The 24,567-nt window shown below is 38.6% G+C and carries 27 protein-coding genes; 24 read left to right on the top strand and 3 right to left on the bottom strand.

Features of this window, described 5'->3' with window-relative positions; genetic code table 11:
- Positions 1 to 24: 24 nt before the first annotated feature.
- From ACQKII_RS17095 to ACQKII_RS17065, 7 genes are all read left to right on the top strand, one after another.
- Positions 25 to 855, top strand: coding sequence for a lipoate--protein ligase family protein (locus ACQKII_RS17095; RefSeq protein ID WP_427461250.1), 831 nt, complete (start codon positions 25 to 27; stop codon positions 853 to 855).
- Positions 856 to 1,056: 201 nt separating this feature from the next.
- Positions 1,057 to 3,627: a vitamin B12-dependent ribonucleotide reductase gene (locus tag ACQKII_RS17090; protein ID WP_427461248.1), complete on the top strand. Its 2,571-nt coding sequence runs from the start codon at positions 1,057 to 1,059 to the stop codon at positions 3,625 to 3,627.
- Between the two features lie 155 nt (positions 3,628 to 3,782).
- Positions 3,783 to 4,223: a LytTR family DNA-binding domain-containing protein gene (locus tag ACQKII_RS17085; protein WP_427461246.1), complete on the top strand. Its 441-nt coding sequence runs from the start codon at positions 3,783 to 3,785 to the stop codon at positions 4,221 to 4,223.
- A 10-nt stretch (positions 4,224 to 4,233) separates the two neighbouring features.
- Positions 4,234 to 4,698 (top strand): DUF3021 domain-containing protein, encoded by a 465-nt coding sequence (locus ACQKII_RS17080; protein ID WP_427461244.1) that lies wholly within the window; start codon positions 4,234 to 4,236, stop codon positions 4,696 to 4,698.
- Complete coding sequence (locus ACQKII_RS17075) at positions 4,688 to 5,413, top strand: ABC transporter ATP-binding protein (RefSeq protein ID WP_427461242.1); 726 nt, start codon at positions 4,688 to 4,690, stop codon at positions 5,411 to 5,413. The genes ACQKII_RS17080 and ACQKII_RS17075 overlap by 11 nt, the downstream gene beginning before the upstream one ends.
- Positions 5,410 to 6,135 carry an ABC transporter permease gene (locus tag ACQKII_RS17070; RefSeq protein ID WP_427461240.1) on the top strand — a complete coding sequence of 242 codons (726 nt, stop codon included), beginning with the start codon at positions 5,410 to 5,412 and terminating at the stop codon, positions 6,133 to 6,135. Before ACQKII_RS17075 ends, ACQKII_RS17070 begins: the two co-directional genes overlap by 4 nt.
- Positions 6,136 to 6,206: 71 nt before the next feature.
- Positions 6,207 to 7,115: an NAD(P)H-dependent flavin oxidoreductase gene (locus tag ACQKII_RS17065; protein ID WP_427461238.1), complete on the top strand. Its 909-nt coding sequence runs from the start codon at positions 6,207 to 6,209 to the stop codon at positions 7,113 to 7,115.
- 52 nt (positions 7,116 to 7,167) lie between these two features.
- Here ACQKII_RS17065 and ACQKII_RS17060 read toward each other — a convergent pair whose 3' ends face one another.
- Positions 7,168 to 8,139: a DUF1385 domain-containing protein gene (locus ACQKII_RS17060; RefSeq protein WP_427461236.1), complete on the bottom strand. Its 972-nt coding sequence runs from the start codon at positions 8,137 to 8,139 to the stop codon at positions 7,168 to 7,170.
- 458 nt (positions 8,140 to 8,597) lie between these two features.
- Here ACQKII_RS17060 and ACQKII_RS17055 point away from each other — a divergent pair, with 458 nt between their 5' ends.
- The 13 genes from ACQKII_RS17055 to ACQKII_RS16995 all read left to right on the top strand — a co-directional run bounded on the left by ACQKII_RS17055 (position 8,598) and on the right by ACQKII_RS16995 (position 18,094).
- Positions 8,598 to 9,023: a hypothetical protein gene (locus ACQKII_RS17055; protein WP_427461234.1), complete on the top strand. Its 426-nt coding sequence runs from the start codon at positions 8,598 to 8,600 to the stop codon at positions 9,021 to 9,023.
- Between the two features lie 62 nt (positions 9,024 to 9,085).
- Positions 9,086 to 9,520 (top strand): type II 3-dehydroquinate dehydratase, encoded by a 435-nt coding sequence (gene aroQ, locus ACQKII_RS17050; protein WP_427461233.1) that lies wholly within the window; start codon positions 9,086 to 9,088, stop codon positions 9,518 to 9,520.
- Between the two features lies 1 nt (position 9,521).
- Positions 9,522 to 10,583, top strand: a complete 1,062-nt coding sequence (locus ACQKII_RS17045; RefSeq protein WP_427461231.1) for a M24 family metallopeptidase — start codon at positions 9,522 to 9,524, stop codon at positions 10,581 to 10,583.
- Positions 10,584 to 10,600: 17 nt separating this feature from the next.
- Positions 10,601 to 11,158, top strand: coding sequence for an elongation factor P (gene efp, locus ACQKII_RS17040; RefSeq protein WP_107924640.1), 558 nt, complete (start codon positions 10,601 to 10,603; stop codon positions 11,156 to 11,158).
- 200 nt (positions 11,159 to 11,358) lie between these two features.
- Positions 11,359 to 12,360 (top strand): NAD(P)H-dependent flavin oxidoreductase, encoded by a 1,002-nt coding sequence (locus ACQKII_RS17035; RefSeq protein ID WP_427461228.1) that lies wholly within the window; start codon positions 11,359 to 11,361, stop codon positions 12,358 to 12,360.
- Positions 12,361 to 12,668: 308 nt separating this feature from the next.
- The gene (locus tag ACQKII_RS17030) at positions 12,669 to 12,878 is read left to right on the top strand and encodes a stage III sporulation protein AC (protein WP_427461226.1); all 210 of its coding nucleotides are present in this window, start codon (positions 12,669 to 12,671) and stop codon (positions 12,876 to 12,878) included.
- A 5-nt stretch (positions 12,879 to 12,883) separates the two neighbouring features.
- A complete protein-coding gene (locus ACQKII_RS17025; protein WP_427461225.1) occupies positions 12,884 to 13,261 on the top strand; it encodes a hypothetical protein in 378 nt (125 codons plus the stop codon).
- Positions 13,262 to 13,273: 12 nt separating this feature from the next.
- Positions 13,274 to 14,185 (top strand): stage III sporulation protein AE, encoded by a 912-nt coding sequence (locus tag ACQKII_RS17020; RefSeq protein ID WP_427461223.1) that lies wholly within the window; start codon positions 13,274 to 13,276, stop codon positions 14,183 to 14,185.
- 291 nt (positions 14,186 to 14,476) lie between these two features.
- A complete protein-coding gene (locus tag ACQKII_RS17015; RefSeq protein ID WP_427461283.1) occupies positions 14,477 to 14,812 on the top strand; it encodes a hypothetical protein in 336 nt (111 codons plus the stop codon).
- Positions 14,813 to 15,370, top strand: a complete 558-nt coding sequence (locus ACQKII_RS17010; protein WP_427461221.1) for a SpoIIIAH-like family protein — start codon at positions 14,813 to 14,815, stop codon at positions 15,368 to 15,370.
- A 200-nt stretch (positions 15,371 to 15,570) separates the two neighbouring features.
- Positions 15,571 to 16,056 (top strand): acetyl-CoA carboxylase biotin carboxyl carrier protein, encoded by a 486-nt coding sequence (accB, locus tag ACQKII_RS17005; protein ID WP_427461219.1) that lies wholly within the window; start codon positions 15,571 to 15,573, stop codon positions 16,054 to 16,056.
- Positions 16,057 to 16,071: 15 nt separating this feature from the next.
- Complete coding sequence (gene accC / locus ACQKII_RS17000) at positions 16,072 to 17,430, top strand: acetyl-CoA carboxylase biotin carboxylase subunit (protein ID WP_427461217.1); 1,359 nt, start codon at positions 16,072 to 16,074, stop codon at positions 17,428 to 17,430.
- Between the two features lie 253 nt (positions 17,431 to 17,683).
- Positions 17,684 to 18,094 (top strand): Asp23/Gls24 family envelope stress response protein, encoded by a 411-nt coding sequence (locus ACQKII_RS16995; RefSeq protein WP_107949413.1) that lies wholly within the window; start codon positions 17,684 to 17,686, stop codon positions 18,092 to 18,094.
- A gap of 110 nt (positions 18,095 to 18,204) precedes the next feature.
- Here the strand turns inward: ACQKII_RS16995 and ACQKII_RS16990 are convergent, their stop codons facing one another.
- Positions 18,205 to 19,374 carry an MFS transporter gene (locus ACQKII_RS16990; RefSeq protein ID WP_427461215.1) on the bottom strand — a complete coding sequence of 390 codons (1,170 nt, stop codon included), beginning with the start codon at positions 19,372 to 19,374 and terminating at the stop codon, positions 18,205 to 18,207.
- A gap of 136 nt (positions 19,375 to 19,510) precedes the next feature.
- Positions 19,511 to 20,353, bottom strand: coding sequence for a MerR family transcriptional regulator (locus ACQKII_RS16985; protein WP_427461213.1), 843 nt, complete (start codon positions 20,351 to 20,353; stop codon positions 19,511 to 19,513).
- 368 nt (positions 20,354 to 20,721) lie between these two features.
- Here ACQKII_RS16985 and nusB point away from each other — a divergent pair, with 368 nt between their 5' ends.
- The 4 genes from nusB to xseA all read left to right on the top strand — a co-directional run bounded on the left by nusB (position 20,722) and on the right by xseA (position 24,567).
- Complete coding sequence (gene nusB / locus ACQKII_RS16980) at positions 20,722 to 21,102, top strand: transcription antitermination factor NusB (protein ID WP_427461211.1); 381 nt, start codon at positions 20,722 to 20,724, stop codon at positions 21,100 to 21,102.
- Positions 21,103 to 21,136: 34 nt separating this feature from the next.
- Positions 21,137 to 22,003 carry a bifunctional methylenetetrahydrofolate dehydrogenase/methenyltetrahydrofolate cyclohydrolase FolD gene (gene folD / locus ACQKII_RS16975; protein WP_427461209.1) on the top strand — a complete coding sequence of 289 codons (867 nt, stop codon included), beginning with the start codon at positions 21,137 to 21,139 and terminating at the stop codon, positions 22,001 to 22,003.
- A 188-nt stretch (positions 22,004 to 22,191) separates the two neighbouring features.
- Positions 22,192 to 23,007, top strand: a complete 816-nt coding sequence (locus tag ACQKII_RS16970; RefSeq protein ID WP_427461207.1) for an undecaprenyl-diphosphate phosphatase — start codon at positions 22,192 to 22,194, stop codon at positions 23,005 to 23,007.
- Between the two features lie 207 nt (positions 23,008 to 23,214).
- Positions 23,215 to 24,567, top strand: a complete 1,353-nt coding sequence (gene xseA / locus ACQKII_RS16965) for an exodeoxyribonuclease VII large subunit (RefSeq protein WP_427461281.1) — start codon at positions 23,215 to 23,217, stop codon at positions 24,565 to 24,567.

Raw genomic sequence — 24,567 nt, 5'->3', positions numbered from 1 at the left:
TTGATATTTGTAGGAGATGATTGTATGACAACTTGGTATTTTTTAAATTCAGGGAAATGTAGTCCTTCGTTTAATATGGCACTAGATGAGGCATTGCTGGATTGGCATAGTGAGGGGTTAATTCCTCCTGTGATTCGTTTTTATGAGTGGGAGCCCGCGACACTATCGATAGGTTATTTTCAGCAGGCAAAAAGAGATATTAATTTTGAAGCGGTTCGTGAACAAGGGCTAGGTTTTGTGCGACGTCCAACAGGAGGAAGAGCAGTTTTACACGAACATGAGTTGACATATAGCGTCATTGTCACAGAAAGCTATCCAAATATGCCTGAATCGGTAACAGAGGCGTATCGGGTACTGAGCGAGGGGATTTTACAGGGCTTTCATAATTTAGGGATGGATGCATATTTTAGTGTGCCGGATACGGAAGAAAAAAAGGCCGACTTGAAGCAGCCAAAGAGTGCTGTTTGTTTTGATGCACCAAGTTGGTATGAACTTGTCGTAGAAGGAAAAAAAATAGCGGGTAGTGCGCAAACGCGTCAAAAAGGTGTCATTTTACAGCATGGTGCGATTTTACTTGATCTCGATGAAGAAAAACTATTATCAGTATTTAATTTTTCAAGTGAAGAGGCAAAAGAACGCATGCGTAAAAAGCTGCCTGACAAGGCTGTTGCCATTAATAGCCTTGTGAAAGAACCTGTTTCCATTGACCAATGTGTGACGGCTTTCCGAGAAGGTTTTGCAAAATCATTGCAAATTGATTTAAAACCATTTACACTTTCTGAGGAGCAATTAGAATATGTACGTGCATTGGAAGAAAAAAAATATGCACATGATGATTGGAACTTCAAAAAGTAAATAATGGTATAAGAAAAATATTTTTTTATCGTTTAAACCTTGTGATGACAAGCAGTCCTGATTCTATTCGAAATTGCAAGAGTTGAATTAAAAAACTATATATAGTATCTTTTGTTAAGAAACATACACAATATGTAGTGTTTAACAACACATGATATTGTGTATTTATTATTGTAAGCAGAGAATAAGGGAGGCAAAACGATGGTACTAACAAATCATCAACCCGAAGTAAACAAACAACTTGAACAGTTAAACAAAGATATTGAACAATTTCCACAGGTTCACCCCGTAACCCCTGATATGCATATTAAGCATAAAGGTGTTTCTAGACTTGTGATGATCGATCGCTATTCGTTTAAGGATACGGAGAAGAAAACACTAAAAGCTGGTGATTTCGTAGTCTTAACAGTAAAGGCAGATCCAAAATTCCCTGCACGTGGTTTAGGGACAATTCAAAAGATTGATATGTCTACAAAAACTGCAGATATTTTGATTGAGGAAGACTACCGTAGCGCGTTAGATGATTCAAAAGAGCAAGAAACGGGTGTGATTACGCGTTCAATTGACGTGTTAGAAAAGCCTCTTGAAATTTTTTATGAGCAAATTGCAAAACGTAATGCATCAGGGCTTGCCTCTGTTGAAAAAACAGCAGAGAAACGCCAAGAATGGTTTGAGCGATTTTATGAGCAGCTCGTATCATTGAAATTTATCCCAGCTGGACGAGTTATCTATGGAGCGGGTTCTGAAACAGATGTAACGTTCTTCAATTGCTACGTAATGCCATTTGTAGCGGATTCACGTGAAGGTATTAGTGATCACCGTAAGCAAGTAATGGAAATTATGAGCCGTGGTGGTGGTGTAGGAACAAATGGTTCAACACTTCGCCCTCGCAATACGTTAGCACGTGGCGTGAATGGAAAATCGTCTGGTTCGGTTTCGTGGCTAGATGATATTGCCAAACTGACACACCTTGTGGAACAAGGTGGATCGCGTCGTGGCGCACAAATGATAATGTTGGCCGATTGGCACCCTGATATCGTGGAGTTTATTATTTCAAAAATGCAAAACCCACGTATTCTACGATACTTAATCGAAAACACGATGGACGAGTCTATTATCCGTCTAGCTAAAGAAAAATTAAACTTTAAGCCTTTATCACCACAAGATGAAGCCATGTATCAAGGCATCGTAAATTATAAAAATATCGAAGGTTTAGGCGGATTTGATGCTGCGATTATTCGTGATGCAGAAAATAAATTACGCGACGGTGGAACGTATACAGTCCATAACTCAGAATTTTTAACAGGCGCCAATATTTCCGTAACATTGACAAAAGAATTTATGGAAGCTGTTGAAAATGACGCTGAGTTTGAGCTTCGTTTCCCAGCGGTTGAAGAATATTCAAAAGAAGAAATGGCTGTCTACAATACTGAATGGCATAAGGTTGGCGATGTGCGTGAATGGGAGAAGTTGGGCTACAAAGTGCGTACATACCGTACGATTAAAGCGAAAGAGCTTTGGAATCTTATCAATGTATGTGCAACATACTCTGCAGAGCCAGGTATCTTCTTCATCGATAATGCAAATGACATGACAAACGCTAAGGCGTATGGTCAAAGTGTTGTTGCAACAAACCCATGTGGGGAACAACCACTTGCACCTTATTCGGTATGCAATTTAGCAGCTGTGAATTTAGCACAGTTTGCTAATAAAGAAAACCAAACAGTTGATTATGAAGCATTACGTGAAACGGTACGCGTAGGTGTACGTATGCAGGATAATGTCATTGATGCAACACCTTATTTCCTAGAAGAAAACCGTGTACAAGCTCTAGGTGAGCGACGTGTTGGTTTAGGGGTAATGGGCTTAGCGGATTTACTCATCTATTGTGAAAAAGAATATGGCTCAGAGGGAGGAAATGCACTTGTTGATGAAATCTTTAAAACAATTGCAGAAACTGCTTATGAGGCATCAACTGAATTAGCAAAAGAACGTGGAAGCTTCCCATTCTTAGTAGGTGCGACAGAGGAAGAAACGGCACGTTTACGTAAAGCCTTCACAGAAACAGGCTTCATGCAAAAAATGCCAACGCATATCAAAGAGCAAATTTTAGCAACAGGTATTCGTAATTCGCATTTACTTACAGTAGCACCTACAGGTTCAACTGGAACGATGGTTGGTGTAGCAACAGGTCTTGAGCCTTACTTCTCGTTCACATATTACCGTTCAGGACGCTTAGGTAAATTCATCGAGGTCAAAGCAGAAATCGTACAAGAATACTTAGATAGCCATCCAGAAGTAAGTGCGAATGACTTACCTTCATGGTTCGTATCATCGATGGAATTAAAACCAGAAGCGCATGCGGATGTACAATGTATCATTCAAAAATGGATCGATTCATCGATTTCAAAAACGGTGAACGCGCCAAGAGGCTACACAGTACTGCAGGTAGAAAAAGTATATGAGCGCCTATATAAAGGTGGTGCTAAGGGTGGTACGGTTTATGTAGATGGTAGCCGTGACTCACAAGTACTTACACTGAAAGCAGAAGAAAATGATATGGATCAGTTATCATTTGAAGAAGAACTAGTAGAGGAACACACAAAGCGTCCAGTCGTATTAATCGATACGATTCAAGCGCTAGCGTCAACGACAGTTGTTGGCTCTGACGTTGGGAATACATGCCCAGTATGTCGTAAAGGAACAGTCGAAGAAATGGGCGGCTGTAACACATGTACAAACTGCGGTGCACAGCTTAAATGTGGTTTATAAAATAATGAAAAAGTGTCTATCTCGCCTCTCAAGGCGGATAGGCACTTTTTTTTGTATACACCACTTATCCTGTAAAAACGACCAGTCATCGAAAATCCATTTACATCGAAGTTTGAAAACTTTATAGTGAAGGCGAATGAAAGGACTGTGATGATATGAAAGTAGAAGTGTCGATAGATCCGACATGCAAAGAACCAAAAGTTATTATTTTCACAGATAAAATGACCGAGGAAATAGAACAAATTATGCAACAAGTCTCATCTAAAGCAGCTGATTCATTGGCGGTATTTTCTAATAGAGGGGTGGAGATGATTGCCTGTAATGATATTTTGCGTATTTATACGGAAGCCAAAAAAGTGTTCATCCAGACGACAGAAGGCATTTACACGGTACGATTTCGCTTATATGAACTAGAGAAGAAACTAAATGCACAAAAATTTTTACGTATTTCAAATGTCGAAATCGTCAATCGAAACATGATTAAACAAATGGATATTAGTAAGACAGGAACGATAGGAGTTGTCCTAAAAGGTGAAATTAAAACGTATGCCTCAAGGCGATATGTATCGAAGATAAAGAAGCAATTAGGAATATGAGGTGAAAGAGATGCGAAAAGATTTACTGATACGTATAGTAGGTGGGTTTGTTAGTGGTGTCGCGATTGGGCAAATTGTGCAAATATGTATATCGATTGGCTTGGGAAAAGGGCGTTATATCGCGATTGTTCCAGATTTTAGTGCTTTATTTACAAGTGACACAGTAGCTATTTGTATGCAAATTTTTTTGACCGGGATCATAGGTGTTACATTTGCCCTAGCGGCTTTAGTCTTTGAAATCGCTAGATGGAGCATGTTGAAGCAATTTATCGTGCATTTTTGTATGACGGCAATTGTCTGGATACCAATTGTCATGATTTTATGGATGCCTAAAACAATGGCTAATCTATTTTCCTTACTGGCGAGTTTCATCGGCACATATATCGTGACATGGTTGTTGCAATATAAACTATCCAAGCGTGATATTGAAAAAATAAATGCAATCATAGAAAGAGGTGAGTTTCATGACCATTGAAATAAAAGAATTAACGAAACATTATAAGGATCATGTAGTAGTGGATCACTTATCATTAAACATTGAAAAAGGTGAATTTTTTGCATTACTTGGTCAAAATGCTGCGGGCAAGACGACAACCATAAAAATGCTATGCGGACTTGTTACACCTACAAGTGGTGATGCTTTTTTGGAAGGAGCAAGCGTCGTTCACAATCAGATTGCCGTCAAGAACAATATTAATATTTCACCACAAGAAACAGCAGTTGCACCAAATTTAACTGTTGTGGAAAATTTACAATTAATGGCTCGACTTTATGGCTATTCAAAAATACAAGCGGAACAACGTGCGATTGCACAGATGAATATATTTGGCTTGCTGACGCGCCAGCATGAAAAGGCTAAGACTTTATCGGGTGGTTATAAGCGACGATTAAGTGTGGCAATGGCTATGATGTCTACTCCGAAAATTTTGTTTTTAGATGAGCCCACGCTAGGTATGGATGTGCGTGCGCGCCGTGATTTATGGGCAATTTTACGTCAATTGAAAGGGCATGTAACGATTGTTTTAACGACTCATTATTTAGAAGAAGTAGAGGTGTTAGCGGACCGTGTTGGTATTATGCATAATGGAAAATTACGAGCACTTGGTACGATTCAACAATTGATGAGCCAAACAGGAAAACCAACGTTTGAAGATGTCTTTTTAGAGCTGACAGAGGGGGAATCACGTTGAAGGCTGCTGTATTTGCGACAAGAAACCATAAAGAAATCGTACGTGACCCATTAACACTACTTTTCGGTATAGCCTTACCTGTTTTATTGATGGTTTTATTTTCAGCCATGCAAAAAAATATGCCATTTGCATTATATGAAATTGATACGCTAACACCAGGCGTCATTGTCTTTAGTTTTTCGTTTCTGACACTTTTTTCAGGCATGTTGCTTGGCAAGGATAAAAGTACCTCCTTTTTAATGCGTATTTTCGCTTCGCCTATGACAGCAGCTGATTACGTAATAGGCTATGTACTGCCGTTATTACCAATTGCGGTATTGCAGATCAGTGTATGTATACTTGCTGCTCTATTTTTAGGGTTGTCACTGGATCTATCTGTACTGTTCATGGGTATTGTACTCATCGTTATTTCCTTATTGTATATTGGTTTTGGCTTATTACTAGGTACGATATTTACAGATAAACAGGTAGGTGGAATTTTTGCAATATTTGTCACTGTGACAACTTGGTTAAGTGGTACATGGTTTCAGCTTGATATGATAGGGGGAGCATTTCAATCGATCGCTCAATTACTGCCATTTGTCCATGCTGTTGATGCCGCGCGTGCCGTGTTAAGTGGACATTACGAAGATGTTCTGTTATCTCTCGCTATCGTCGTCGGCTATACAGCCCTTACTTTCATTATAGCTATTTTAGTATTTAAAGGGAAAATGCAAGAGTAAACTAGAAAATTCAACTTTGAAGTAGGATTTATGTGATTTTTATAGAATAAACAATGAAAGGGGGAAGGTTTATGTCGAGTTTACCAATTATAGTTGCACCGATGTTTTTAGTATCGAACCCAGCGATGGTGATTGAAGCGAGTAAGGCAGGGGCAATTGGTTCGTTTCCTTTATTGAATGCAAGACCAGCAGCGGTTTGTGATGAGTGGTTACAGAACATTAAAGAGGCGTTACCAACAGAGCCTTGGGCTGTTAATTTTATTTGTCATCCTGTAGCGAATGCACGCTTTGAAGAGGATTTACAGTTAATTGAAAGGCATGAACCACCGATTGTTATTACATCACTTGGTAATCCGAAGCGGGTCATTGAAATTGTGCATGGCTATGGTGGAAAAGTCTATGCTGATGTAGCGAATGTCAAGCATGCAGAGAAATCAGCGGCAACTGGGGTGGATGGTCTTATTCTTGTATGTGCAGGAGCGGGAGGACATGGAGGTCAGCTTCATCCATTTGGTTTTGTCTCTGCGGTGAAAAAGTTCTTTAATGGTACGATTATTTTATCAGGTTCTATTTCTAGCGGTGCAGACGTGTTAGCTGCACAAATTATTGGCGCCGATTACGCTTATATGGGGACGCGTTTTTTAGCTTGTGATGATGGCAATGCACCTGAAGACTATAAAAAGATGGTTATTGACAGTAAGACCGATGACATTTTATATACGGATGCTTTTAGTGGCGTGCATGTGAATGTCTTAATTCCCTCGTTATTAAAGGAAGGAATTGATCCATCGACGTTAAAGCCAAGAAAGGACATTGATTTAACCCATCTTGTAAATGCCAAGGCTTGGCGAGATATCTGGTCCGCGGGTCATGGCGTTACAAATATCGAAAAGCGAGAGTCAGTTCGTGAAATTATCAGAACATTGCAAGAGGAGTATGAGACGGCGAAGCAACAAATCATCGCTATACAGCCTCAATAATCAATAAAGAGAAAAGCAAGAGAAATCATTTGGTGATGATTTCTCTTGCTTTTTAGTCATGATTTAAAGTTGCAGCGATTTCTGGCTGTTGTTCGACCTGACGAAGCATATTGAATGAAGCAATTGCTACTTCTACTTGGTCGTCTTTTGGCTCTCTTGTTGTCAGTAATTGCAGCCACAACCCTGGATAACCGAGGAAGCGTAACACAGGTATATTACGGCAGGCATTTGTTGCTTGAAGTACTTCAAATGATACGCCAAGTACAACGGGAATTAATAAAATGCGATCTACTAGACGTAACCAAAGTGGATCAGTAGGTACAAAGAAATATAAAAACATGCCTACGAACACAGTAAATAACATGAAACTACTACCACAACGATAATGTAAACGAGATTGTGCTTGTACATTTGCTACAGTTACTTCCATACCAGCTTCATAGCAATTGATAACTTTATGTTCCGCACCGTGATATTGAAAGACTCGTTTTATGATCGGGGTTAATGAGATAAAGTACAAATAGGTAAGTAGTAGAATAAGCTTAATACCACTTTCCAATAGGATTTGGCCTGTTTTACCTTCTATCCATTTAGAGAAAAAGTCTGCAATAAATACAGGGATTAATGTAAATGCAAATTTGCCAAATAAAAAGGACAGTATCCCAACTACGGCAACCCCTAAAATCATTTGCAGTTTAGAGCCTTCCTCTACATTTTCCTCTTCTTCGCCAGGTGTAACATCGTAGCGATCCCCAGAAAATTGCATATGGCGTGAACCTAAACCAGCAGATTCAATAAGTGCCACAACACCACGTACAAAAGGAATTTTTTTTAGTTTTTGTAGAATTGGTTTTTGAACTTTTTTGTAATGATAATAATCAATGGAAGCATCGTTACGGCGAATGGCTGTAATCGTATGTTCCTTTCCTCCGAACATCACACCTTCTAATTGTGCTTGTCCCCCGTATACAGGTGAATTGCTCAAGGCTAACACCACTCTCTTTATATATTTCAACTGTACCATTGTACTAAATTTAGTGAAAAACCTCTAGAGGTACGCATAGTAAATTTTCTATATGGCTACACTAAACGTATAATTTTGTTTTATTAGCTTGTACTGTTCACATAGTAGCTTAGGTAACGCTCAGGAGCAACAGTTGAACGCTCGGGTCCACGGGTTTATCGCTCGGGTCAAGGCGAGAAACGCTCGGGTCCACGGGTTTATCGCTCGGGTCAAGGCGAGAAACGCTCGGGTCCACGGGTTTATCGCTCGGGTCAAGGCCAGAAACGCTCGGGTCCACGGGTTTATCGCTCGGGTCAAGGCCAGAAACGCTCGGGTCCACGGGTTTATCGCTCGGGTTAATGGCAGAAAATACTCAGGAGCAAAGGTTTAACGCTCAGGTCCAACCGTTCAGCGCCCAGGTCTATAGCCCATATCGCCTCGGTAATAACTCAAAACGCTCAAATTTAGGAGGGATACGCTTGAAAGTAGCCATTATAACATCAATTGTAAGTGCACTTGTCCTAGCATTGTGCTTGAGGGGACTTCAGTTTTTTCATTTAATTGACTGGAATCCAATCGGTTTTTATAAGAAGTGGGAATTATTTGAAGATAGTTCAAAATTGTTTCAGTGGAGTTTTCTAACACTCATCCTATTTTTATTTGGACTCTTTTTGTATATTACTTTGCGCTATGTCCATATTATACCAGCTGTTCTGTCATCTTTTTTACTTGGTCTTATTTTTACGGTCACATTAGAATGGATTGTCCTTGATTTGCCGTTACAGTCTGCTTCTTTTAAAAAATTATCCATTCCCTTTATGGTAGTAGTTATTTGCTTATTACGGTTCTTACTTGAAACAGCAAATTTTCATCAGAAAGAGCATACTGCACAAAAAGGTAATTAGTTGCCGTATGCAACGGGTATGATAAAATAAAGTGCAAGTACATAGAAAGAGGCGAATATAGCGTGAAGTTATTATGTTTAAATGGACCTAATTTAAATCGGCTTGGTAAACGAGAGCCGCATATTTACGGACATGAAACGTTAGATGCTGTGAAAAATAATGTCCAACATCTTGCGGCAACACTCGGTGCAACAGTTGAGTTTCGTCAATCCAATCATGAGGGCGTGCTAGTGGATTGGGTGCATGAAGCAGAAGACGAACAATATGATGGTATTATCTTTAATCCCGGTGCTTATACACATACGAGCATTGCGTTACATGATGCAATTGCGGGAATTTCAGTGCCAGTTATAGAGGTACATATTTCAAATATCCATAAACGTGAGGCTTTCCGCCATCATTCTTTTCTTGCACCTGCTTGCATCGGCCAGATTTGTGGCCTAGGTACAAAAGGCTATGAGCTGGCATTACGCACATTCATCGAAGGGGAGAACTAAAATGTTAAAATTACAAAAGCTTCGTAAGGCTCTACAAGAACAAAACATCGAGGGTATTTTAATTACGAACGAGTACAACCGTCGTTATATGACTGGTTTCACAGGGACAGCGGGAGTAGCGATTGTGTCACAAAATGATGCTGTGTTTATCACAGATTTTCGTTACACAGAACAAGCAACTGCACAAATCAAGGACTACCGTATCGTCAAGCATGAAGCGACAATCCTCGAGGAAATTGCGACACAAGTAAAAGCAATGGGCATCAAATTATTGGGCTTTGAGAAAGATGCTGTCAGCTATGGCACATATGAGCTATACAAAAATGTGATTCAAGCTGATTTAGTACCGGTTTCTGGACTAATTGAAAAAATTCGCTTGATTAAGACGGAACAAGAGATTAATATTATTAAGGTTGCGTGTGAAATTGCTGATCACGCATTTACACATATTATAGACTTCATCAAGCCAGGTAAAACAGAGCTTGAGGTTTCGAATGAATTAGAATTTTTCATGCGAAAACAAGGGGCAACACAGTCCTCATTCGATACGATTGTCGCGTCTGGTCTTCGCTCAGCATTGCCTCACGGTGTTGCCACAGATAAAGTGATTGAAAAAGGTGACTTTGTTACACTAGATTATGGTGCACTTTACAATGGCTATATCTCTGATATTACACGTACAGTAGCTGTTGGCGAACCATCTGCAAAATTAGTAGACATGTACAATGCAGTCCTTGCATCACAACTTTTAGCACTTGAAAAAGTGGGTCCTGGTTTAACAGGAATTCAAGCAGATGCGATTGCACGTGACTACTTAACAGAAAAAGGCTATGGCGAGGCTTTTGGTCATTCATTAGGACATGGTATTGGCCTTGAAGTACATGAAGGCCCTGGCTTATCGATGCGTTCAGATACGGTACTAGAGCCAGGCATGGCCGTAACGATTGAACCAGGTGTGTATTTACCAGGAATCGGTGGTCTACGTATCGAGGACGATATTTTAATCACTGAGACAGGTAATGAACTCCTAACGCATTCGTCAAAAGAACTCATCATTTTATAAACAATGGAGGAAAATAAATGATTTCAGTAAACGATTTCCGAACAGGTCTAACAATTATTGTGGATGGCCAACTATACCGTGTTATGGATTTCCAACACGTAAAACCAGGTAAAGGTGCTGCATTTGTACGTTCAAAATTACGTAACTTACGTAATGGTAACGTACAAGAAAAAACTTTCCGTGCTGGTGAGAAAGTTGAAAAAGCACAAATTGATAATCGTAAGATGCAGTATTTATATGCACAAGGTGACGAGCATGTCTTCATGGATATGGAGTCTTATGATCAAACAGAATTAGCATCATCTGCAATTGAGTATGAGCTAAAGTTCCTTAAAGAGAATATGGAAGTACACATCCAATCTTATCAAGGAGAGATGCTTGGTGTAGAGTTACCAAATACTGTTGAGCTAGAAGTAACGGAAACAGAACCAGGTATTAAAGGAGATACAGCTTCAGGCGGTACAAAACCTGCGACACTTCAAACTGGTCTTATCGTTCAAGTACCATTCTTTGTCAACCAAGGTGATGTTTTAATTATCAATACAACTGATTCGTCTTACGTATCGCGCGCGTAAGTAACGTATATCAAGCCTACTCTGTACTAAAAGAGTAGGTTTTTACTTTTTCTTTATACATATATGACTTTTTTGTTGAAAGTTGTGATAATAGATAGAAGAACGGTTGCCTTTATTAATAAATAATCATTTGTTTCTATCATCGGATAGATGGTCAAAAGTGGAAAAAATATTTAGAATATACGTAAGGAGTGAATGCTATGTTACATAAATTTGAGATACAATATCCAATTATTCAAGCACCTATGGCTGGGGTTACATCACCAAAATTTGTTGCAGCTTGTGCGGAGGCTGGGGTTTTAGGATCAATTGGAGCCGGCTATTTAGATGGAGAGCAAACAAAAAGATTTATTCAAGAAGTAAAAAAACTGACGCATAAGCCATTTGCAGTCAATTTATTTGTGCAGGAGGAACCACGTATTGATGTGGAAGTACTTCAAAATGCACGTATGGCTTTGCAACCATTTTATGACGAGCTTGGGTTATCACCTGTCCAAAGTGTGATATCATCGGAAGTTTTTGAAGGACAAGTACAAGCCATTCTTGATGAAAATGTAGCCATTTGTTCATTTACATTTGGCATCCCGTCAGCAGATGTTATCCGTCGTCTAAAAGAAAATAACGTTTATGTCATCGGTACTGCAACCACATTGAATGAAGCAAAATGTGTGGAGGAAGCGGGCATGGATGCTGTGGTGTTACAGGGTGAAGAAGCAGGTGGTCATCGAGGTTCCTTTATTGAGCCTATGCAGTTTATCAACCGTAATGAATTACTACAACAAGTGGTAGGAGAAATTACGATTCCAATTATTGTAGCGGGTGGAATTGTCTCCAAGGATGATGTGAAGAGGGCATTAGCAAATGGTGCGCAGGCTGTACAAATAGGCACAGCTCTGTTAGTTGCAGATGAATGTGAAATTTCAACAGAATACAAAAATGCTGTACTGCAATCAAAAGCACAGCAGACAACCATTACGCGTGCCTTTACTGGCAAACCAGCACGTGGCTTAGCCAATGATTTTACTGAACGTATGAAGGATGCTATTGTAGCACCTTATCCACTACAACATTATTTAACGTCTACTATTCGTAAGGAAAGTGCAAAGCAAGGAAATTCACAATACGTATCTATGTGGATGGGTGAAAATAGTTATTTAGTGCAACCTGGCTCTGTGGAAGACATACTTGCAAAGTTAATATAATTAAATCTCCATCAAAAAATAATGTGCTAGAGCGCAAAATTAGTGTTAGTAGCTTCCATACCCACTGAATCACAGGCATGCTTGTTAATGTCGCCAGGGACTGTGGCTACGCTTTAGTAACCCTTGTTGGCTCAAAGTTTTCAATGTATATCCTGCTTTTTAAGGATGTAAGTTGTACTAACACTATTTAGATCGTATGTAAACACATAGAAACTTAAATATTTTAATTCCAAGACCTTTATACGTTTGTATGGAGGTCTTTTTTTTTTACTAACGACATATATTGCTGTACACGAGGGGGCGTATGAATGGAATTACAAGACGTATTAAGAGTCGCAGGAGTGGGACTAGTAGTTGCGCTTCTTCATGTTTTCTTTGATCAAACAGGCAAGAAAGAGTTTTCGTTTTTCTTATTTTTCATTGCTTACTTATATATGGCAGCAGAATTACTGCGATTTTTAAGATTATTTTTCAATGAAATATTAACCTTCTTTCAATGGTTGACCTCTTCTGGGTAATGTAGATGGAAATTGTCATTGTCGCTGTTGTCATGCTGCTTTTATTATTACTTTTAAAAGAAGTTATAAAACCACTCCATGCGCTAATTAGTGTAATGTTTTCGTTTTTACTGTTCAGTTTATTGTTTTCAACACTCCTATTGCCACTCGTGAAGCAGCTCCTCGAAATGTTAGCCTTTTTGCCTTATGCAAAAGCTATTGTCATGAGCGCTAGCCTTTTTTATGTAGGGCAATGGGTGTCTATGTTGCTTGTTGAACATAGCTATAAGGTACTCGGGGGATTGGTTTTTGATGCGGTGAAAATTGTTATCTTATTGTACTGGATCAAAGAATTTATGGCTGTTTTACAGGAGGTGTCGGCCATTTTACAAAGGATAAGCTAAGGAGCGAATACATTGCAGGAGCAACTACTTTCGTTTTTGATAGATCCTTTTTTTCTCTTGCTCAAAATGACACTCATTTTGTGTGGCTACGTCATTATTATTCTTATTGTCAATATGATGTTACCAGAATTTGAAAAAGGGACAAGGATACTGTTTTTTCTTATTGTATTAGCGACAATCGGCCCTGTGGTGGTTAACTCATTCAATTTAATCGATCAAATTGCACAGGGACTTTCGCATATATTCACGGCATTCTATCCAATTCTAACATCAAGTTTTCTTCTATCTAGTAGTATTACAGCGATTGCTTCTTGGCAGCCCTTTTTACTCTTTTTTGTACAAGTCTTAACAATTATTAGTAGTAAATGGCTTATTCCTGGGGTGCTTTTTGCAATTGTTTTTGATGTTTGCAGCGTGATTGTAAAAGAAATATCCTTTACGAGAATTGCGGATCTCATTCGTTTTACAATTATGAGTATCGTATCGGCATCCGTTGTTTGTTACGTCATTTTGATGTCAGCAAGTGGTGTTGCAGCATTTAGTGTCAATAAAGCTGTTTCAGAGCCTGTGAAAAAGCTCATCGAAGAAAATATTCCAGTTGTCGGGTCTTTTATAGTCGATAGTTTTTCGATGTTTCAGCATATGACGCAATTTTCTTCTTCTATTAGTAGTATTAGTGCTTTTATAGCCGTTATCACAATTTCGTTTATTCCGACTGTGCAGCTTGTTGTCAGTGCATATTCATTGAAGATGTTAGCAGCAATTTTAGAACCAATTGCTTTTGATGATATTTGTAAATTACTTGATCATGTTAGTAAATCTCTATTTACATTATGTGCAGTATCATTTCTAATTGCTTTTTCATTTATGTTTTCTTGTTTTTTCCTTATCGTTTTTGTGCAGGTTATGGCCGGGGGGAGATAGATTGATTCTTTTATTGGCGTTGCTCTTTATTTGTCAGCTTTTCGTGTTTCTAACCGATGATAAGCAGATAATTTCACTAACAAAACTCGTCATTACGTTAGTATTTTTGCAATTGCTATTAAAGATTCCATTTATCAACTCATAGGAAGAAACAAGCGTACATACACTTGAAAAAGAGAAGATGAAGGGAGGCAATGTACAAGTGATGTGGAAAAGGCACGAAAAAAAACAAAGCCATTTTTGGTCTTAATGCTCATTGCCGCCTCCGTGGGACTTTTCATCGTGTTTCCAATGTTTCAAACGAATTCAACAAATGAGCGAGTCACACCTTCTACAAATGAGGAAAAGCTTGAACAGACACTAAGAGCTATGCAAGGTGTTGGGGAGGTAAAAGTTTATTTTTATTATGGAGAGATGACAAATGAGACGGATGAAAATAATCTATTTAGCCAATATTTTAGGGGGACTGACCAAGGCGAGAAAGATGTAACAGGAATGCTTATTGTTTCAGAGGGAGCATCGGATATTTTTATTAAAAATGAAATTCGTGCTGTCGTCAGTCAAGTGATGCAATTGCCTATTCATCGAATTATTATTGTTCCAATGGAAAATAAGGGGGAAAAATGAATGCGCGTGCGTAGAAGAACTGTTTGGTTTATGACATTATTAAGTCTAGTAGCAGTAATTTCAGTATACTATTTAGTTGACCCAGCAAAACAATTTAATGGTTTAACTATTTTTTCAGATGATACATTACAGCAAACAGCAATAACGGGTGTAACAGATCAAGAGGCTTCAAAACAAGATGTGACGACAGAAGTATCTTCGCCAAGTCATATGTTTGAAGAAATGCGTATGCAAGTAAGTGATGAGAGAAGCCAATTACGACAGCAGCTAACGCAAAAAATTGCATCTGAAGAAGCCACAGCTGAAGAAAAAAATAAGGCATTCAATGATATCGATGGACTTATTAAACAGGAATCAGCGGAAGCGATGTTAGAAATGCTTGTTAAATCTTTAGGATATTCGGATGCCTTTGTACGAGCGGAAGGTGAAAAAGTATCTGTCACTGTCATGGCGGAAGAGCTATCTAAATCACAAGCAAATGAGATCATCTATTTGGTAAGAAGTGAATGGGAAGGCGCAAATGACGTGCAAGTTAAGTTTAGTGCAAACAACTATTAAAACTTAGCGAAAAAAAGGAATATTCTGTCTATTTATCAGTGGTTGTTATATATCAGTATAATGAAAAGGCTTTCGTTTAGTAAAAGAAAGCCTTTTATTTTGTTTATATTTACTTAATTTTCATTTAACTATTTCAAATTGTTCGAAAAAAATATAGAATAGTGTGTGTAGTAGATATTATTTCATAAGGAGAGTTAGACATGTTCAAAATCCAAGAAATTCGTGAAATCATTAAATTAGTAGATTCTTCTTCAATCGACGAGTTCGTTTATGAAGTAGACGGTGCAAAAGTTAAATTAAAAAAGAATAGTGTGGTTGTTACTGAAACTGTAGCACCTAAAAAAGAAGTTTCAGCTCCTGTTGTACAACAAACTGCACCAGCAGCAGCTCCAGCCCCAGCAAAAGTTGAAGAAGCTCCAGCAGCACCAACAAACAACGACCCATCGTTACATAAAATCGTATCTCCTATGGTTGGTACTTTCTATGCAGCTCCAAACCCAGAAACACCAGCTTATGTACAGGTAGGCGACAAAGTGGGCGACGAAGCGATCGTATGTATCGTAGAAGCTATGAAACTCTTCAACGAAATCGAAGCAGAAGTTAAAGGTGAAATCGTTGAAGTACTTGTTAAAGATGGCGAATTAGTAGAATACGGTCAACCATTATTCCTTGTAAAAGCTGAGTAAGGAGTGCATACAACCATGAAAAAAGTTTTAATTGCAAACCGCGGCGAAATCGCTGTACGAATCATTCGTGCTTGTAAAGAGCTAGGTATCAAATCTGTTGCCGTATACTCTGAAGCAGACGCAGACGCATTACATGTGAAATTAGCGGACGAAGCATATTGCATCGGTCCTAAACTATCTAAAGATTCATATCTTAGCTTCCCAGCTTTACTTAGTGTAGCAGAGAAAACAGGTGCAGACGGTATCCACCCAGGTTACGGTTTCGTATCTGAAAACGCTGACTTCGCTGAAGCATGTGAAAACGCAGGCATCAAATTTATTGGTCCTTCATCTGATTCTATTAAAATCATGGGGATTAAAGACGTTGCGCGTACAACAATGGAAGCAGCAGGAGTTCCACTTGTTCCAGGTACTGGTATTGTGCCAGATGTCGAAACAGGTAAAGAATGGGCTGCTAAAATCGGCTACCCAGTAATCATCAAAGCAACTGCTGGTGGTGGCGGTAAAGGTATCCGTGTAGCGCGTACAGAAGAAGACCTTGTAAAAGGCATCGACATTACGCAAAAAGAGGCTGCTGCAGCATTCGGTAACCCAGGCGTATATCTAGAAAAATTCATCGAGTACTTCCGACACTGTGAAATTCAAGTTTTAGCGGATGGTCACGGTAATGTCGTACACTTAGGCGAACGTGACTGTACAGTTCAACGTCGTATGCAGAAATTAGTTGAGGAAGCTCCATCTCCTGCACTATCTGCTGAACGTCGTGCTGAAATGGGTGCAGCAGCGGTAAAGGCAGCACAAGCATGTAACTATGAAGGTGCTGGTACAATCGAGTTCATCTATGATTATCAGGAAGACAAGTTCTACTTCATGGAAATGAATACACGTATTCAAGTAGAACACCCAGTAACAGAAATGATTTCTGGTGTCGATCTTGTACAACAACAATTGAAAATTGCATCTGGTGAAAAACTGCCATTTGCGCAAGAAGATATTAAATTAAATGGTTGGGCAATTGAATGCCGTATTAACGCAGAAAATGCATATAAAAACTTTATGCCATCAGCGGGTACTGTAGATACTTACATCACGCCAGGTGGTTATGGTGTACGTATTGACTCTGCTGTTTATGCAGGTTATACAATCCCTCCATACTATGATTCAATGGTAGCGAAGCTAATCGTTCATGCGGATACACGTGAGGAAGCAATTGCGAAAATGAATCGTGCGCTAGGGGAATTTGAAGTTTCTGGTCCTGGTATCAATACAACCATTCCATTCCATGAAGCTTTAATGAATAACGACGTATTCAAATCTGCGAAATTCAACACGAAATTCCTAGAAGAAAACGACGTATTAGGGACAAATAAATAATTGTTCAAACAAAGGTGAAGAAATCCGCGTGATTTCTTCGCTTTTCACTATTTATAGGTACATTTTTAGAATTTATCGAGAAAGTAATGGGATTTATCGCCTAACTTTTAGAATATATCGATATGAACCTTATATAGAGTTGGTCTACCTTGAAATTATAACGGCTTTCCTAAGCCAAACCTTCCTTTTTATAGTATAATAAACGTAACAACAGCATTTGCTTGCGATGCGTAAGGGAAAGGATGATATTTGCATGGCAGAGAAAGTAGGACAATCTTTTGTACAACCAACACCATCTGGAAAAGAGGAACTTGGTAAAATTGAGGTAGCGGCGGAAGTCATTGAAATTGTCGCTGGGATTGCTGTTAGCGAGGTAGAAGGTATCGCGGCAACACGTGGTAATATTGCAACGGGCGTTGTGGAACGCTTCGGTAAAAAAGTGCACAATAAGGGCATTAAATCTGGCGTCACAGAAAGTGGTGAAATTGCCATTGATGTATTTTGCTCTGTAAAATATGGTTATGCGATTCCAAAAGTGGCAAAGGACGTACAAACGCAAATTCGCCAAGCGATTTTAAATATGACTGCACTTGAAACAGCAGAAGTGAATGTACATATTACAGGCATTCATTTCGAAAAAGAAGAAGTGGCAGTGCAAGAATAAGAAAAACGAGGTTATCTCAAAATTATGAGATAGCCTCGTTTTTTGTTATGACATAATTGACGGAAAGTAATGGTCTATACCGAAAGAAAAAGCTGTTGTGACTGGCTAAATTATAGTTCAATATGTTTTGGCTTTTTCCATAAAAATGCGAGTATCACACCGATGACTAATACAATTGTTGCAAAGTAGTATGGATAGTTTAAATTAATGTCGAACAACATGCCACCTAATATTGGCCCGAATATATTACCAAGACTGGTAAACATTGAATTCATGCCACCAACAAAGCCCTGTTCATTGCCAGCAATTTTTGATAAATAAGAAGTAGCCGCAGGGCGTATTAAATCAAAGCCTACAAAAATAAAGAAAGTAACGAATAAAATTGCAGCATAATGATTAACGATTGTCATGGCAAGCGTAAGGACAGCGGATAATACAAGTGAGTAGCGAATGACGTTAATTTCGCCCATCTTTTTTGTCAGCCAATCAAATAATAATAGTTGTGCAAGTGCGCCTATAATGCCACTACCAGTAATAATAATCGCAATATCCTTCGGCGTGAATCCAAACTTATGATCCACGAACAAACTAAACAAAGATTCAAACGCAGCAAGGCCAAATGATAAGACAAAAATTATCATGAAGGCGATGAAATATAAAGGGCTAAAAATACGTTTCGTACTACCAAAAATAGAACTTGCAGCTTCAGAATCATCCACCGCGCGTGTAGGTTCTTTTAATAATGTGAATGATAAGATGGCTGCTAAGAAACCAAGTATACCTGCAGCGTAGAATGGTAGACGTGTACCGTATTCCGCCAAAAAGCCACCTATTCCCGGTCCAATAATAAAGCCAGTACTAATAGCAGCACTCATATAGCCGAGAGCCTTTGGACGTTGCGCCATTGTTGTAATATCAGCAATGAATGCAGTAACTGCTGGCATAATAAATGCAGCACTTACACCACCAAGCATACGAGATATAAATAATACTTCGATTGTACGACCCATCCCGAATAATAACTCGGAAAGACCGAAAATAAAAAGACCTGCAACGATCATAACTTTCCGACCGATGCGGTCTACGAGTTTACCAGAAATTGGTGAAACAATAAGCTGAGTAATCGCAAATGCCGCGACCATATAACCGATGACAGACCCCGTAATTTTTAGTTCATTCATAATTGTCGGTAAGACAGGGATAACTAGACCGATGCCTAAAAAGGCGATAAATAGATTCGTTAACAAAATAGTTAACGTTACTGTTTGTTTCTTGTTCATTTTCTTTACTCCTTCAACATTTCACGTTACATGAGATATACAAAATCCAATCTACTAGAATATTTTCTAGTATTACAATAAACCCTATAGTAGCTATAGGGTCAAAAGATTTGTTTGAAAAAAGAAGGAAATGACATTAATCGGAGGAATTTTGCCTAATTTTTAATTCAACAATAAACTTTTTTTCTTGCTCTGCTATTAATGTGGCCGGCATATAGAGTTCATATACAATTGAATCGAATGCATTTTTTTGCGAATCTACATAGTTTTTAAGTTTTTCATAAAATGAAAAATATGTTTCGGGGTGATAGATAAAGGCAATGCATACGTACATGCCTGCGGGAACAATCGTTTGTTTTACATCGGTTGAAAGTTTAGAAAAGGTACGTTCGGTTAACAGGGGTGTAAAGATTGCATCATAAATAATATCATTTACCTCTGTGTATTGGGCAAGTGGATAGATGCAACCGTAACGACTATTTAGCACACTCCCCTCATTCTCGATGATTTTGGTCAATGTACCGTAGTACGAATTTGTGCTAGATGTTGGTGTTAGTTCGTTTGTAGTAACTTGTAAAATCGCCATTTCTTCTTCTAACCGTGTATAGACCTCACCAAAGACAGGAATATCAATTTGCTCTTGCATTTGTTTTTTCGTTTTAAGTAGGGTATATTTCACTTCATTTAATCGAGAAATTTTTTCTTCTAGACGTAGTTCTTTTTGTTCTAAAAAAACGAGTAGTTCTTCGGGTGTCAACATGAGTGCTTTTTTTATGTCTTCAAGCGATGTACCGATATACTTAAGTGATTTAATGAGATCTAAGTAAAAAATCTGATTATCTTTATAATAGCGATAATTACTAGAGGCATCAGTATAAGCTGGTTTAAATAAATCAATTTGATCGTAGTAGCGAAGTGTCTGCACAGAAAGATTCGACAACTTTGCTACCTCTCCGATTGTATAATAATATTCTTTCATAGATAGCCTCCCTAGCAATAAAAAGAGATTTCTAATTCATTACTTTATGATGTGTTATAAATACCTCTAAAGCTAGAATTGAATCGTATCCATTATATCATTCATGATAGTTTAAAAAATATGGAGCCTCGTCAAACTTTACAAAAGATGACATTGATATTGTAGATGTCGCTACGCTAACGCGCATAAAACGATTTACCGCCACCGTTTCACTTTCGCACATAAAACTAATTGCGAAAGAAAGTTAAAATAAGCAGAAAGTTGCTTGAAAAAGGTTTCAGATTATTGAAAACTTGCTTGAAATCGTGTTTCTGCCACGAATTTATGCTATTATAAACCTTAATGCCACTTAAGAAGGAGAGCTTTACATGAAACGACATGAAGCACGCGAAAAAGCGTTGCAAGTATTGTTTCAGCTAGACAATACCGATCTAACAGTCGAAGAAGCAATGGGACATATTAAAGGTCAACCGACAAATGCTTTCTACGAAAAGATTGCAAATGGAACAGCTGAAAATTTGGAGGAAATTGATGCGGCCCTTTCGCAGCATCTAGAAAAGTGGTCACTTGCCCGTCTACCGAAAATTGAAAGAACAGTGTTACGTCTAGCTGTATACGAACTTTTATACATGCCAGAAACACCAAAAAGAGTAGTACTTAACGAAGCAATCGAGTTATGCAAAACATTTGGCGACGATGGTTCGTCGAAATTTGTTAATGGCGTACTTTCTAAATTTACAGAACAATAAAAACGTGTTGTATTGGAAGGAGTAACAAAGGTTTATGTCAAGTGCAATTATTAATGGTAAAGAAATTGGTCAAGAAATTCGTAATTCTGTAGCAGAGCGTGTAGTTCGTTTAAAAGAGCAAGGATTAACACCAGGTTTAGTGGTCGTATTAGTTGGGGACAACCAAGCTTCTGCTACATATGTAAGAAACAAGCAAAAGTCTTGTGAAGCAATTGGTATGTTTTCTGAACTAGTGAAATTACCAGAAGAAACTACGCAAGAAGAATTACTAGCGCAAATCGTGTTATTAAATGGACGTGAAGACATTCACGGTATTTTAGTACAATTACCACTGCCAAAACATATTGATGAGGATACAGTTATTGCGACAATCGCTGTTGAAAAAGACGTAGATGGCTTCTCACCAGTAAGTGTTGGTAAAATGATGCTTGGCCAAGAAACATTTTTACCGTGTACGCCATTTGGTGTTATGAAACTTCTTGAATATTCCGGAATTGAAATTGCAGGGAAGCATGCGGTCATTGTTGGTCGAAGTCATATTGTAGGGAAACCTATGGGACAACTTCTATTGCAAAAAGATGCAACAGTGACTTACACGCATTCAAAAACACCTGATTTACCTTCATTTACAAAGCAAGCGGATATTTTGATTGCAGCAGTTGGACGTGCAAACTTTATTACGAAAGAACATGTAAAAGAAGGTGCAGTTGTTATTGATGTTGGTATTAATCGCGATGAAAATAACAAGCTATGCGGCGACGTAAACTTTTTAGATGTTGACGGCATTGCGTCTCATATTACACCAGTACCAGGTGGCGTAGGGCCGATGACAATCACAATGTTACTTTTCAACACAGTGCAGGCAGCAGAAAATATGCTTGCCAATAAAGTTCGACAATAAGATTCTTCATCTCCTAGCAATTTAGGAGATGAAACTAAGAATAGATGATGTAATTTTATCAAATGCAAATACTATTTAAAGAGCATGTCTCATAAATTTTGAGATATGCTTTTTTTTACGAACCTTTAAGTCGGTCTTAACGTCTAATTTAAAGTTTGCGTCATACATATGAATTATGGAGGGTATTAATGGAGAACTTAGATATAATGCTTATTTTGAAGCATATTATTATCGGACTTGTACAAGGTTTTACAGAGCCCATTCCAGTATCATCGAGTGGTCATGTCATGATTGCTAGTGAAATTTTAGGTCTAGGTGATCAGGGTTTTACCTTCGCCATTTTAACGAACACAGCTTCATTGTTAGCCATTGTGTATATTTATCGGGCAGATATAGTACGACTGATTACGAATTTTTCTCTTTATATCAAAACGCGTGAAAGACGATATAAAGCGGATTTTCGATTTGCTTTATACATTGTTATAGGTTCCATACCAGCAGGTGTATTAGGCGTTTTACTAAGTGATGTTATTGCAGATAATATCAGCATGACGACAATCGCTCTGATGTTATTTGTAACCGGAATTGCACTTTGGTTAATTCGTAATATGCGCGGTACAAAGAAAGATGTTGATTTAAGCGCGAAAGATGCAATAATAGTAGGGCTTGGTCAAGCGGTAGCGTTAACGCCTGGCATTAGTCGCTCAGGTGCAACCATTATTTCAGCTATTGCAGTTGGCATGAGGCAGGACACAGCATTACGCTTCTCGTTCATGCTTTATATTCCAGTAAGTCTCGGTGGTGTTGTACTTGGGATTACAGATTTTTTAGATGAGCCAAATAAAGGTGCTCTAGCAGTTCCATATGCTGCCACATTTATTGCGACATTATTTATGACATATTTTGCAATGCGTTGGTTTATGGGTATTATGAAAAGTGGCAAACTAAGCTACTTTACATATTATTGTTTTATTGTCGGTACGTTATTGTTGATTTTTTATTAAAACATTCGCCACATGACGATACTACTTTCGTTATGTGGTCTTTTGTTTCCGTACGCCAGTATATTTTTGTAAAATGCTTTATTATTTGCTTTTAAGACTGGCCTTTTTTCATACGAAACTGCATTTTTACAGGTCAGGCACAATAAAAAATGTTATGATAGGTGTAGTTTTGTGAAAAACTCGATTTTAGTAAAGGAGCCGAATAAAATGTCATCAGCTTCTTATTTAACTGTAAAAGCATTAACAAAATATATTAAGCGAAAATTTGATGCTGACCCGCATTTACGTGAGGTTTATGTCAAGGGAGAGCTATCAAATGTCAAGGTACATCAATCAGGGCATATTTACTTTACGTTAAAGGATGACGGTGCACGTATTGCGGCAACGATGTTTAAAACAGCAGCATCAAAACTAGCATTCGAGCCAAAGGATGGCATGCAGGTATTTGTCCGAGGAGATGTAAACGTTTACGAAGGTTATGGTACATATCAATTATATGTGCAGGAAATGCAACCGGATGGAATAGGCAGCTTGTTCGTTGCCTTTAACCAACTGAAGGAGCAGTTACAAAAGGAAGGACTTTTTAAAACTGAATGGAAGCAGTCGATACCGAAGTTCCCAGTAAAAATTGGTATCTTAACGTCAACAACTGGAGCGGCGATTCGCGATATTTGCACAACGTTAAAACGTCGATATCCGCTTGCTGAAATTTTGATTTATCCGACACTTGTGCAGGGAGCGCAAGCAGCACCAAGTATCGTACAAAGTATTGAACGTGCGAATCGTGATGCTAGCTGTGATGTATTGTTAGTTGGTCGTGGTGGCGGGTCGATAGAGGATTTATGGGCATTTAATGAGGAAGTGGTTGCACGTGCCATCTTTGAAAGCCGTATACCTATTATAAGTGCAGTTGGTCATGAAACTGATACGACTATAGCTGACTATGTTGCAGATTTGCGGGCACCCACACCAACTGCAGCAGCTGAAATGGCCGTGCCAGATCAGCAGGAATTATTCCAGCGTGTACTTGCACAAAAGTCGCAACTTCATCAAATTGTGAGAGCGCAACTTATGGCAGAACGACAACGTCTAAATAAGCTACAACAGTCGTATCCGCTATCGATGCCAGATAGATTATATCGTCCATTTACCGAAAAACTAGCGCAGTTAGAGTTGGGGTTGCAAAAGGCAATGCAGGTTGACTTAATGAAAAAAGCCGCACAGCTGCAAAAACTGCACAGTGCTGTGGAACAACAATCACCCAAAAAAGCATTAGCATTCCATCAAAAAGAACTGGAAACACGCGTCCATCAGCTAACACGGTCAGCAACGCATTTTGTAACGAAGCAAAAGCAACAATTCGAGGCATCTGTTCGAACACTTGAAGCATTAAATCCACTTGCTATTTTAACGAGGGGCTTTACTGTTGCGTATAAAGATGACAAAATGTTGAAATCGTCCGCTAACTTAAAGCACAAAGATCGGCTAACACTTTCTTTCCATGATGGAAAAGTGATTACCGACGTGACAAGTGTCTTGCCAAATAATGAGGGGGAATAG

Source organism: Lysinibacillus sp. NPDC048646 (assembly GCF_050272295.1).
Taxonomy (GTDB): Bacteria; Bacillota; Bacilli; order Bacillales_A; family Planococcaceae; genus Lysinibacillus.
The sequence above is the reverse complement of the archived record's forward strand: the minus strand, read 5'-3'. Positions and strand labels throughout refer to the sequence as shown.